This window comes from Acinetobacter sp. Ac_3412 (assembly GCF_013072675.1).
GTDB lineage: Bacteria > Pseudomonadota > Gammaproteobacteria > Pseudomonadales > Moraxellaceae > Acinetobacter > Acinetobacter higginsii.
The window spans coordinates 45,331-57,969 of the sequence record NZ_LXUJ01000007.1 but is presented as its reverse complement, the minus strand read 5'-3'; the positions used below and the strand labels follow the sequence as shown (position 1 = coordinate 57,969).

11 protein-coding genes are annotated in these 12,639 nt (G+C 44.4%); 4 read left to right on the top strand and 7 right to left on the bottom strand.

Annotated elements, in window-relative coordinates; translation table 11 throughout:
* Positions 1 to 71 precede the first annotated feature (71 nt).
* The 4 genes from A7P54_RS03685 (at position 72) to A7P54_RS03670 (ending at position 3,491) form a co-directional block, all read left to right on the top strand.
* Positions 72 to 788: an FCD domain-containing protein gene (locus tag A7P54_RS03685; RefSeq protein ID WP_005204580.1), complete on the top strand. Its 717-nt coding sequence runs from the start codon at positions 72 to 74 to the stop codon at positions 786 to 788.
* 180 nt (positions 789 to 968) lie between these two features.
* Positions 969 to 2,126 carry an FAD-dependent urate hydroxylase HpxO gene (hpxO, locus tag A7P54_RS03680; RefSeq protein ID WP_171548692.1) on the top strand — a complete coding sequence of 386 codons (1,158 nt, stop codon included), beginning with the start codon at positions 969 to 971 and terminating at the stop codon, positions 2,124 to 2,126.
* A gap of 407 nt (positions 2,127 to 2,533) precedes the next feature.
* Complete coding sequence (locus A7P54_RS03675) at positions 2,534 to 2,896, top strand: hypothetical protein (RefSeq protein ID WP_216077028.1); 363 nt, start codon at positions 2,534 to 2,536, stop codon at positions 2,894 to 2,896.
* A 34-nt stretch (positions 2,897 to 2,930) separates the two neighbouring features.
* Entirely contained in the window at positions 2,931 to 3,491 is a 561-nt protein-coding gene (locus tag A7P54_RS03670; RefSeq protein WP_171548691.1) for a dihydrofolate reductase family protein, read from the top strand.
* A gap of 49 nt (positions 3,492 to 3,540) precedes the next feature.
* On the opposite strand, the gene A7P54_RS03665 is transcribed toward A7P54_RS03670, so the two are convergent.
* The 7 genes from A7P54_RS03665 to A7P54_RS03635 all read right to left on the bottom strand — a co-directional run bounded on the left by A7P54_RS03665 (position 3,541) and on the right by A7P54_RS03635 (position 12,628).
* Positions 3,541 to 4,914, bottom strand: a complete 1,374-nt coding sequence (locus A7P54_RS03665; RefSeq protein WP_171549190.1) for an 8-oxoguanine deaminase — start codon at positions 4,912 to 4,914, stop codon at positions 3,541 to 3,543.
* A gap of 17 nt (positions 4,915 to 4,931) precedes the next feature.
* Positions 4,932 to 6,227, bottom strand: a complete 1,296-nt coding sequence (locus tag A7P54_RS03660) for an OprD family outer membrane porin (protein WP_171548690.1) — start codon at positions 6,225 to 6,227, stop codon at positions 4,932 to 4,934.
* Between the two features lie 197 nt (positions 6,228 to 6,424).
* A complete protein-coding gene (locus A7P54_RS03655) occupies positions 6,425 to 7,792 on the bottom strand; it encodes a nucleobase:cation symporter-2 family protein (protein ID WP_171548689.1) in 1,368 nt (455 codons plus the stop codon).
* A gap of 50 nt (positions 7,793 to 7,842) precedes the next feature.
* Positions 7,843 to 8,178 (bottom strand): hydroxyisourate hydrolase, encoded by a 336-nt coding sequence (uraH, locus tag A7P54_RS03650; RefSeq protein ID WP_171548688.1) that lies wholly within the window; start codon positions 8,176 to 8,178, stop codon positions 7,843 to 7,845.
* Positions 8,178 to 8,678, bottom strand: coding sequence for a 2-oxo-4-hydroxy-4-carboxy-5-ureidoimidazoline decarboxylase (gene uraD / locus A7P54_RS03645; RefSeq protein ID WP_005204591.1), 501 nt, complete (start codon positions 8,676 to 8,678; stop codon positions 8,178 to 8,180). Before uraD ends, uraH begins: the two co-directional genes overlap by 1 nt.
* A gap of 181 nt (positions 8,679 to 8,859) precedes the next feature.
* Positions 8,860 to 11,283, bottom strand: a complete 2,424-nt coding sequence (locus A7P54_RS03640; RefSeq protein ID WP_171548687.1) for a glucose/quinate/shikimate family membrane-bound PQQ-dependent dehydrogenase — start codon at positions 11,281 to 11,283, stop codon at positions 8,860 to 8,862.
* Positions 11,284 to 11,299: 16 nt separating this feature from the next.
* Entirely contained in the window at positions 11,300 to 12,628 is a 1,329-nt protein-coding gene (locus tag A7P54_RS03635; protein WP_171548686.1) for a carbohydrate porin, read from the bottom strand.
* Positions 12,629 to 12,639 lie beyond the last annotated feature (11 nt).

Sequence of the window (12,639 nt, the reverse complement as noted above, 5' to 3'; positions counted from 1 at the left end):
ACAGCGCCAACAAAAAGATAAATTTTGTGTAGAATCAAACTGTTTATTTTTATATTTAAGGTGCGTTGCTGATGAGTCCACAAGCTATGCTCAATGGAAAATCCTCTCAGGTGACTGAGCAAGCGGTGGAAGTGATTCATCAACGCATTCAGCAGAATACTTATGCAGTCGGTTCTGCCTTACCCTCGCAACGTGATCTTGCCCTCCAGTTGGGAATCAGCCGTGCTTCTTTACGTGAGGCATTAACCCGTCTTGCCGCTTTAGGATTGTTGGAAATCAAGGCGGGTAAAGGGGTTTATGTGATTTCACAGCATAGCCAAGCCGCAGAACAATGGGATGGCGAACACCGTGTTTCGCTTAAAGATTTCTATCAATTACGTTATGTATTGGAAGGTTTCTGTGCCCTGCTTGCATGTGAATACTTAACCGAAGAGGATAAATCGACCCTCCAGCAACACTACCAATCACTTGCCAGTGCCATCAAACAACAGAACTGGCAAGCAGCCTCTGAATTTGACTACGCTTTTCATCAGCACATTATTGAACTTAGTCATAATCAATCAATTATTCAAACACTTAAAATGCATACTGAATGGATTAAAAAAAGCCAGATCCTGCCTTTTGTTCAACCTAATCTGGCATTTAAAACCATTCAAGAACATGAATTAATTCTACAAGCCTTATTTAATCAGGATGCAGCGGCGGCTGAAAAAGCCATGCAGGCGCATATTATTGGTGCTGCGCAACGGGCGGGTGTGTACTTTTCTCGACATAACAGCTCAATCTAAGCATTAAAATTAAATCTGCACCACTTTGCCCCAAGCTTTGAACTACATCGATGCAACCTTTCTATTTTTGCTTTTTAATAAAGCAAATTATCTGGTATGACCAGTAAAACCAGTTGATAAAATTGGCACACTTCTCGCTTAGAACTGTTTAGAAACTTATTTATATTTAGGGTCTGAACGATGAATATTGCGATTGTAGGTGCAGGTATGGGCGGTTTGACTGCTGGTATCGCTTTAAAAAAATTTGGTCATCAGGTCACGATCTATGAACAAGCTGCCGAAATATTACCCGTCGGTGCCGCTATTTCACTGTGGTCAAATGGGGTTAAGTGCCTCAACTATTTGGGCTTAACCGATCAAATTCAGGCGCTTGGTGGACAAATGGAATCTTTGGCTTATGTGGATGGATTGAGCCAACAAACCATGACCCAATTTAGCTTATCACCTTTATATAAAGAAGTCGGGCAACGTGCCTACCCTGTCGCCCGAGCAGATCTACAACAATTATTAATGCAGCAATTTGGTCTGGAAGATATCAAACTAGGCATGAAAATGACGGCGATTGAAAGCCATCAAGATGATGTCACCCTTCATTTTCAGGATGGCTCACAAATTACAGCCGATTTACTGATTGGTGCAGATGGCACACATTCGCTCACCCGACAATTTGTCCTCGGTTATCAGGTTGAACGTCGCTATGCAGGTTATGTGAATTGGAACGGTTTGGTTGATATTGATGAAGCCATTGCACCTGCCATGCAATGGACGACGTATATCGGTGAAGGTAAACGTGTCTCACTGATGCCTGTTGCCCAAAATCGTTTTTATTTTTTCTTTGATGTTCCGTTAGTGGCTGGGCTGGCCAATCAACGTGAACAATATAAGCAAGACCTGAAATCCCATTTCAGCGGCTGGTGTGAACCTGTACAAAAACTGATTGAAGCTTTAGATGAACAAAAAACCAATCGTGTCGAAATTCATGACATTGAACCTTTTATGGATTTTTATAAAGGATGTGTGGTGCTGCTCGGTGATGCAGCGCATAGTACCACCCCAGATATTGGACAAGGCGGCTGCCAAGCCATGGAAGATGCGATTTATCTCGCTCGTGCCTTACAAATCAATACCTTTGGTTTAGAGGATGCACTGGCACGTTATCAAAATAAGCGCAATGATCGTACCAAAGAAATGGTCCTTCGAGCACGTAAGCGTTGCGATGTCACCCATATGAAAGATCCACAGGTGACTGAAGAATGGTATCAATCGCTGTATCAGGAACAAGGTTCACATATCATGCAAGGCATCATCAGTAATATTATTGGCAATCCACTGGATTGAGCTTTCTCTCCAAAGCACGCTTGTATTTTAGGCTTTTTATTTCTACAAACAGCTTAAGGAAGCTTTGAATAATATCCATCTAGTAAGTGCAATTTAGATAAGGGGTTCAAGGAGCGAAGCTCCTGAGACTGGGGCAGCGAAGCACTGCTGCGTAAGTATGGTTTTTTGCCCTTCCAAAAAAAAACAATCACTTAATAAATGAAACTCCATCAAAAGCCAAAACTCTTGTGCAGCAGTGCTGCTCATTCGCGAAAAAATTGGGCCCTTGAAACTACATGCCCAATTGCATACCATCTTAATGAGTTGAGATAGTAAAGGATGCTCGACCTCCATTGTACTTAATCTTAATTATGAAGTGCAATGTGTGAAGTTGTAGCTCGCTTCTGCACCGCGAAAAGGAGATAACCATGGCTCGATTTTTAGCAATCTACATTGGAACTGCAACCGCGAAGGAAAAGAGTGACTGGAATGCAATGGACTCAATTACGCGCCAAACTCGCGAACAAGAGGCAATGGCAGCTTGGGGCCAATGGATGCAAGACCACCAAACAGCCATAGTCGACCCCGGTACTCCTATCGGCGCGACGAAGCGCGTTTCGTCCAAAGGAATCGAGGATACAAGTAATCACATTACTGGTTATGTGCTCATCGAGGCGGCATCTCATATGGATGCTGCTGAACTATTTATGAGCCATCCACACTTTTCATTGTTTCCAGGTGATTCTGTTGAAATTATGGAATGCCTTCCAATGCCCAGCGGTGACACCTAACAATTCATTCGAGCATTAGCTGGAGACTTACTAAATGGGACTTTTGACCTTCTGTATCAACGTTACCTTGGATGGCTGCATCGACCATCAGGAGGGGATCGCTGACGACGAGACCCACGCCTTTTTTACCCGCCTTATGGACGATAACGGGGCCATGTTATGGGGCCGCGTTACCTACGAGATGATGGAGAGCTACTGGCCAGCGGTCGCTCGCGGTAACGTGGAGGCACCCTCAGCAGTACGTGAGTGGGCCATCAAACTGGAGACCAAACCAAAGTACGTGGTGTCATCGGTGCGAAAGAACTTCCCGTGGACCAATAGCCACCACATCGCTGGCGACCTACGTACCAGTGTACAGAAACTTAAAGATACGATCCCGAATGGTGTGCTTCTAGGTAGTGGTAAGCTTGCGACCGAGCTAGACCAGTTGGATCTAATTGACGAGTACAAGTTTCTTATCCATCCCAGAATCGCTGGACACGGTCCGACCCTTTATCAAAGTGGATTGCCTAGCACGCGACGACTCGAGTTGGTGTCAGCAAAACCGCTTTGCAATGGCGCAATCGCCGTCCACTATCGGCGAGAGCGCGACTAACAATTCACTCAATCCATCAGAACACCGATATAAAATCAACAACGGCTTGTTAAGCCGCCAATAAGGCTTTTGCTGCGGCACGATGCTTCGTTTTCAGTTCCTCTAAATCAAGCCCCTGAATCTCGCCATGTTTGACTTGCCACTGACCTGCAACCATCACATGTTCTGCCTTATCTGCACCACACAAAAGTAAGGCTGCAATCGGATCATGACTGCCGGAGAATTTCAATTCATCGAGTTTATAACAGGCTAAATCGGCCTGATAATCAGGTGCAAATTGTCCTAAATGCTGTCCACGCCCTAATAGTTGCGCAGAACCATGGGTTCCCCAATGCAAGGCCAACTCAGGGGTAATCCTTTCGGCACCGTATTTTAAACGCTGTAAATACATGGCCTGACGAACTTCCAGAATTAAATTTGAAGCATCTCCAGACGCAGAACCATCAACCCCCAAACCGACCTTGGCACCTGCCTGCATTAAATCGAGGGTTGGACAAATCCCTGAGGCGAGGCGCATATTGGAATGGGGACAATGACAAATCCCTACACCCGCCTGCCCTAAACGCTGAATTTCATCCGCATTAAAATGAATACCGTGTGCCAACCAAGTCCGTTCATTCAGCCAACCCACGTGTTCTAAATAATCCACCGTACGCATGCCAAACTTTTCCAGACAGAAGCTTTCCTCATCCAAGGTTTCTGCAAGGTGTGTATGCAATCGAACATCCAGTGTCTGAGCAAGTTGCGCACTTTCTCGCATAATCTCCTGTGTGACCGAAAAGGGGGAGCATGGAGCCAAAGCAATATTGACCATGCCATTATCCCCCCGTTGATGATATGTCTGCACCAAGCGCTCACTGTCCCTTAAAATGACCTCCATGCTTTGCACAGTATGCTGTGGCGGTAAACCACCCTGTTCTTGTCCGAGACTCATCGAACCACGGGTTAACATCACCCGCATTCCCAATTGCTGCGCGGCATTAACTTGAATATCAATCGCATCGGTCAATTGTTGCGGGAATAAATAATGATGATCCGCAGCAAAGGTACAGCCCGATAACAACAACTCGGCCAAAGCCACTTGAGTCGCCACATGTAACTGTTCTGGATTTAGACGTGCCCATATCGGGTACAGATTAACCAACCATGGAAATAAAGGTAGATTAACCACAGGTGCCCAAGCCCGAGTCAAGGTTTGATAAAAATGATGGTGGCTATTCACCAACCCAGGAATCACCACCAAGTCTTTGGCATCGAATATGTCATCACATGGCAGACTAGGCTGCTGGTCCTTTGCCAAAACCTCGATGATTTTATTATTTTCAATCACCAAGCCATTACTCGCATCGAGTTGATTCGCGGTATAAATTGCAAGTGGTTGTTTAATCCAGATTCTTGAACGGCTATTTAAGCTGGCCATCATTGTCATTACCTCGTCCTTTAAAATTTGTAGCTCAGTGCAAAACGGTTTTGTAAAAAATTCTTGTCATAGCGCGGAGAAGTCTGAATCCCTGCAAAATTACTGACACTAAAACCTTTCAAAGCACCCGTGAAGTTATAAATGCCGAACAGCATGTATTCAGATTGGTTTCGACTGGCGACATTTTCAGCCTCTTTTAAATCCATAAATGAATAACGTGCTCCTGCAATCACTTGATCTGTCAGTTTGCCCTCCAAAGACACCATCAAGGCATTGCCCGCACCTAAATCTTGGGTACTGGTAAAAAAAGGTTGTGCAAAAATTTCACCAGACGAGGTCTGACTGGCATAAGGCATAAGCAGCGCACCATTTAGATAGCTGTTCTGATCGGGCTTAATATAGTTATAGGCCAGCTTCAAAGTGGCAGCGGGTAAAACTTTCAACGCAGCTTGGACACCCCAAACCTGACTATTGACCTCGCCTGCAAGTGCCTTGCCCTGATCCTTGCCAGACATATATTGCAGTGAAAACTCAGGAGCATAATTCAATTTTGGAAATGCCAGATCCGCTTGGGTATAGATCAAACGCAGATAATCATCATAATCCTGATACCACAGTTGTGTTTTCAGGGTCTTATCATCCGCTAGTGCAAAGCGTTTCCCAGCACCAATCGACCAAACGCCATCAGTTTCCAAGTTTGAATTTTGACGTGAGCTTTTGGTGAACTCATCTTCCGCATAACTTTTATATTTATTCACTTTGGTTAGGCGCAGAAAATTATTGTTATTCCCGATCTGTACATCCGCAGCTTGATATAAGAACATCAAAACACGGCGGTCCGCATAATCCCCCATAAACGGCAAATTGAGACGTTGATTACCGACGGTCACCCGAGCCAAATCATTTTTCCATGTCAGATAAGCTTCTGCTAAACCATCACGATCTTCTTTTAATTCAGAGACTTCATCATTTTTGTTTTTTTCATCTAATCGGCGTTGAATATCATAGCCAATTCCTGCCTGCACTCCATAAAAAGGCGCTGTTTCATATTTGATATAGCCGCCAATCACCGTGGTATCTTGATTTAAATTATTCACAAAATAACCATTATTGAGTGAATAATAAGTAGACTTGACCACACCATGCACGCTACCACAGGCAAATACAGCGGAAATCGATTCAATTGAATTGTCCTGAGGCTGACAATCTTGTTGCAGATTAAATAAAGCATTTAAGCTGGTATCGGCAGCCCATGCAGGTAGTGTTGTCCCCATAGCGACTGCGAAAGCAACCGATGTTAAGTGAATTTTTTGCATAGTTATCCCCTAGATATTTGATCTAAAATTGGTTTAAAACGTTTAAAACTGACTTGCTGATACTTTAAAAATCGTGCTTTACACTTTTTAAAGCCACAACTCCCCCAGACCTATTCAAAATTGAATAAGCGACTTTTAACGATGTGCAGGTAAAAAGCAGGATTCAGTTTGAACATTCAAGCCTGAATCCGTGATGATCAATGCCCTGAATTTAAGGGCAAGCTTGCCACTTCCACTGATTTTTTAGTGAATGGAAGATGATTGAAAATGATGTTGAGTAGAATTGCGGTAATACAGGTCGAACTGATCCCAGAGTGTAATAACATCTGCACAGAAACAGGGAATTGTGCATAAAACTCATGATTTACAATCGGAATCATGCCAATCGCCAATGAGGTTGCGACTATAATCAGGTTCTTATGCTCGTTATAATCCACTTTCGCTAAAGTGCGAATTCCACTGGCAGCGACCGTTCCAAACAGGACAATCCCCGCTCCGCCTAATACCGGCATCGGAATGGATGCGACTAAACGCCCCACAATCGGCAGCAAACCTAAAACAATCAGAATTCCTCCAGCAGTTGCCACTACGAATCGGCTCTTAATGCCAGTTATCGCAACCAGTCCAACATTCTGTGCAAATGCCGTTTGCATAAATGAACCAAAGATCGGTGAGATTGCACTCGATAACATATCTGCACGTAAACCATCCCCAATCCGTTTAGAATCGACTTTGCTACCTACGATTTCACCAATCGCAATAATATCTGCGGTGGTTTCCGTCATCACCACCAATGTCACAATCACCATGGAAAGAATGGCAGAAAACTCAAAGACAGGAGAACCGAAGTGGAAAAAGCTCGGCAAAGCAAAAATAGAGCCTGAACCCACATTAGAAAAATCAGTGAATCCTGCAAAATAAGCCAGTATTGTTCCCAACACAATCGCAATCAAAATCGCAAGCCGTCGCAAGATTTGACTGCGTAACATACTAAAAATAATCACAATCGCTAAGGTCATTAATGCCAAACCGACATTGGCTGGATCCCCCCAGTTTTCAGCTTTTGGGTTGCCGCCCATAATCCAGCGGATTGCCACAGGTGTCAGCGAAATACCGATCATGGTAATCACACAACCTGTTACCACGGGTGGGAAAAAACGAATGATTTTTGCGAAAAATGGGGTGAGCAATAGACCAATGATCGAAGCCACAATCACAGCACCAAACGCCGATGCCAAACCACCACCAGTGGTCACAATAGCAAGAATGGTGGCGACCCCTGCAAAAGATACACCCTGAACAATCGGCAATTTCGCTCCGAAATGCTTGAAACCAACGGTTTGTAAAACGGTGGCAATTCCCCCAACGAATAATGCAGCCGCCACCAATAATCCAATTTCAGAGGCTTGCAAGCCCGCTGCAGCACCAATAATTAACGGTGGTGCAATGATGCCGCCATACATGGTTAAGACATGCTGCAAACCATAAATGAGGTTTTTGTTCATGCCTAAATACTGATGTTCTGCTGATCCGTGAACCTCACGGTCTAGGTTGTCTTGCTGCATGGGTTAATTCCTCAAATTAAATTCATAATGTCCACATTGCTTAAGTTGGTTTAGCTACCACGATAGGTTGAATATGAAAACGGGCTGATTAATAACGGCACGTGATAATGCTGTTGAATATCAACGACCTTAAAATCAATACACACACGTGGATAAAAACTTTCGGTATTTAAAGCTTGAAAATAATCGGCAACTTCAAAAATTAATTGGTAATTGCTTTGCACAAATACATCGATGTTGAATGTTTTAATACGACCATCGGCATCGGTAAGTTGTTGATCCAATAACACGTAGCCTTGATCCACTTGCTGCAGTAATTTCACCAGAACCTTTGACGCAGGCTGACCCAATGATGCATTTAAAATATGTGTGCTGATACCCGCCATTATTGAATCTCCTGATTTAAACGAAGCAGTGCAATTTCCCCTAATTGCTGCTTCACTTCGGCTTGCTCTTGTTCTGCTGTGTTTTTGAGTCTGCGTTGCAGCTCAGACAGTATCTGTTGCCCTGAACGACCTGCTGCACGAATCAGATAGATATGCCCAAATTTGTGCTCATAATCTAAATTGCCCTGATAAAGTGCCAGTTGCAGTACGGCATCGGTTTGGATCTGCCCTTGTTCTTGCTGAGAAAACTGCTGTTCTTTTTCAGACAACACCGCTGCCGCTTTTTTCTCGCCTATACGTGGATGTTGCGCCAAGGCCGCAGAAATTTCAGGCCATTGCCAGGTTTGAGCTTGTGCAAGCGCAGTTTGATAAAGCTGTTCTTTAGAGCTGTAAGGACGTTGCTGTAGCAATTCAGAAATCCAAGTTGGAATGTGCACACAACCTTGCAAGACCCGTTGGGCCTCACCTGAATCGAGCTGATTGAATGTTTCAAGTTGCATCGCTGCTCCAATTTAACGCATTGTCTGACTGGTCAGACCAGATATCATAAATTAAGCAATGAATATGCCAATTCTTGTGCTTAGACCACAAACATCATCAATAAGCTATAAGGTTCAGATTGAAATAAAAAAAACGGCAACCGCAAGGGTCACCGTTTTTATCTTAAAAACTTAAAAGAACTTAGTTCAAGCTATATGCAATCACATAATCACCATGATCAGGCGATTGACGTGCACCGCCCGCGGTAATCAGCACATACTGCTTGCCATTTTTTGGAGCCACATAGCTAATCGGTGTCGCTTGGCTGCCTACAGGTAAACGCGCTTTCCACAACTCTTTGCCCGAGGATGAATCCAATGCACGCAAGTAATAATCCTGAGTTGCAGCAAAGAATACCACCCCACCTTGAGTTGCCATTGGTCCACCGATGGTTGGCATTCCAATCGGTGCTTTAAGCCCCATTTTGATGCCCATCGGGCCCGTATCTTGCACGGTTCCCATTGGAACCTGCCATGCAATTTGACGGGTTTTCATATCAATTGCGGTCATAGTGCCATACGGTGGTTTTTGGCATGGGATATTCAACTTTGACCAGAAACGATCTTTGTTGACTTTATAGGGTGTACCCTTCATCGGCACTGCACCCATACCTGTATTGACTTTCTCTCCGCCATTGGCTTGAACAGCCAAGTCTTCTGGCGTTTGTTCAATCAATTGAATCCACAGTCCTAAACGCATGTCATTGACGAACATATATTGATGACTTGGATCAAAGGCAATGCTGCCCCAGTTCATGCCGCCCAAAGAACCCGGAAAACTTAAAGATTTATCGGTCCCCGGAGCAGTAAATAAACCTTCATAACGCATCGATTTAAAGTTAATTCGGCACATCAACTGGTCAAATGGTGTTGCACCCCACATATCCGATTCAGTTAAGGTCTGATTGCCAATCTGTGGCATTTCCACCGAACGTGGTTGAGTTGGGCTGTATTGCTCACCTTTGATATCGGCAGGTTTAACTTGCTGTTCAATCACTTTAGTGAGTGGTTGGCCCGTTACACGATCCAATACAAAGAACTGGCCTGATTTAGTTCCAATCACCACAGCAGGTTTATTACTGCCATCTTGCATCGGGAAATCCACCAAGCTGGGTTGCATTGGCAAATCAAAATCCCAAAGGTCATTATGAACGGTCTGATAGACCCACTTTTCCTTGCCTGTGGTTGCATCCAAAGCCAGAACAGATGAGTTGTATTTGTGGTCCAATGGTTGACGATTACCACCCCACACATCAACAGAGGAGCTACCCATTGGCAAGAATACTGTGTTCATTTGCGGATCATAAGACATGGCTGCCCATGAGTTTGCTGAACTACGTTTATAGGTTTCACCTTCTTTTAACACATGGTTGGGATCTGGATTACGTGGATCAAAGGCCCAACGTAATTCACCTGTAATGACATCGTATGCACGAATCACTCCACCCGGCATATCGGCAGCAAAATTATCCGCGATACGACTACCCACCACAATTACAGTTCCTGCAATGGTTGGCGCAGATGTCACCTCAAAACGTGGAGCAGTTGTACCCTCACCTAGACCTCTGAGTAGGTCTACTGTTCCCTCTACACCAAAATCTTTACAACGTTCACCTGTATCTGCATTGACTGCGATTAAGCGACCATCTGGTGTATTGGTATAAACACGGCGCAGACATGAGGTGTTGTTTGCCACCGCTTTTACAGGTGTCGCTCCCGCTAGAGTCGGTTGAACCAGTGCTTGCGTTGAATCAAAATAAGCAACACCACGACAACGCTCCCATGCATCCGACTTGGAATTAACTTCCGCTTTCCAGAGTTGTTTACCAGAGTCCGCTTCCAACGCGAAAATATTATTATGCGGAGTACATAGGAAAATCTTATTGCCCACTTGTAACGGCGTCATTTGATCTTCTGCACCATTTCCCGAACCTGTGGTGAAATCACCTGTACGGAAACGCCAAACCTCTTTTAATTGATGCACATTATCCCGTGTGATCTGATCCAATGCAGCAAAACGACTTCCACCTGCGTCCTGACCATAATGCTGCCAGTTGGTCTGCTTCATATCGGTTTTTACTGGAACCAAAGGCAAGGCCTGCCCAGAGGCCGCAAACGTTGGATGTGGCTGGAACATCTGATAAAAACCGATTACCATGCCGATAACCGTCACTATTCCCAAACCATAAGCTGGTAGATCAGCACTCGGTTGAAATTGATAACGACGGATGGCAGGTAAAGTAAACATCAGCGCGGCAAATAAACCTGCTGGAAACATCAGTCTTGAAAATAAAGGCCAGAACTCCCAACCGGCATCAATCAATGACCAGAAGATCGTTCCTATAAAAACTAAACTGAATAGCCAGACACCCAGTGCTTTTTTCTTAAAAATAAAAACAGCAGAGATCAGCGTTAATACACCCGAGATCAGGAAATACCATGATCCACCCAGCGTCGCGAGTTGAAACCCACCGACTGTAAAAAACAGACCTGTAAGCAATAAAACCAACGCTAAAATAAAGCACCATATTTTCAGTATGGTATGTGAGCTTGAAGATTCAGACATCTGTCATACTCCTGTATTAAAAATTCACGCGCATGCTCAGGCCTGCAACCCATGCATCATCCACCTCTTTAACACCTGCAGGTTGATGGATATATTGCAGGTTCGGTCTTAACATCACCGCAGGTGACCACTGATAGCTATAGTTCAATTCGATATTGAGTTCATCACGCTGGACGGGTACATAATCTGCAGCAAGCGCATCGTATTGCTCATAACCACGGCTCTGGTTCATTTCAATCTGACGATCTTTATAGCGATCATTGACGAGGTAGTTGGCAATACCAAAGCCAATTGAATCATTTGGGCGACCATCAAAAGGGCCTTTGTACCAAAGTGCCAGTTGCTGGGTACTGTTGACTGCTGTAGTGGCTTTATCATTCACCACCGCATTGAAACTGACGTACAAACCACGTTTTGGATCGTCGCCTTTTTGGCTGAGTTGTTGTTGTGCATTCAACCAAAAACTATGCTTGCCATCATGTACTTTGCCGACTGTCGCAATATCATTGGCTTCGGCTGTTGAATAGAGTGCCCCGGCTTTATATTCACCTGATAAGCCATTAAATGCTGCAAGTTTTGGTCGCCATGCCAGTTCGACAGGAAGGGTTGCACCTTTGACATGATCCATATCCAAATTAAAACCATCACGATTACGATCAGTTTTAATATTGTCTGGATTGACTTCGTAGACACCGACACCTAACGTCCATTCAGGTGCGAATTGATATTTAACATTGGCGCCCCATAATCCAACAGGTAAGTTGTACCAGATTGAACCAATCGACTTCCCAAGCTGTCCGCCACACAATAATAAATTCTGGAATTCACATTGTGAGCCATTAAAATCTTCTGACATGCCCATACGGCCAATCTTGAACTGCACAGTATTATCAACGAAGCCCTTTTTCACCCATGCCTGACTCAAACGCCAGATTTTGCCGCGACCATAGATTTCCTGTGAATTGCCGAGTGCACTAGAACGAGGATCTTTAATTCGATCCAAGGTTAAGGCATTACCATCACGTTTTGTGATTAAAAGGCTGGCACTGGTATCTTTCCAACCTGCAATTTTCCCTAAATCGAAATTGGCACCTAGCGACAGTTGTGCAGCATTTTTAAAAGCATTGTCATCGTTATAGCCGCCATCCAGATTGGTCGCAGCTTGACTCATGATCGAGGCAGTAAATTTATAGCCTTCTTTTTCCAGTTGCTGACGCTGACCATTCCAGTCACCGAGTAGCCATTGACGATCCTGTGACCATGGCTGATCCGCAAAACTAGATTGAGCAGCACATACAGCAACTGCCAAACAGCTCATTTTGAGCAATAATGCATTCGACTTCATATTCGGCCTCC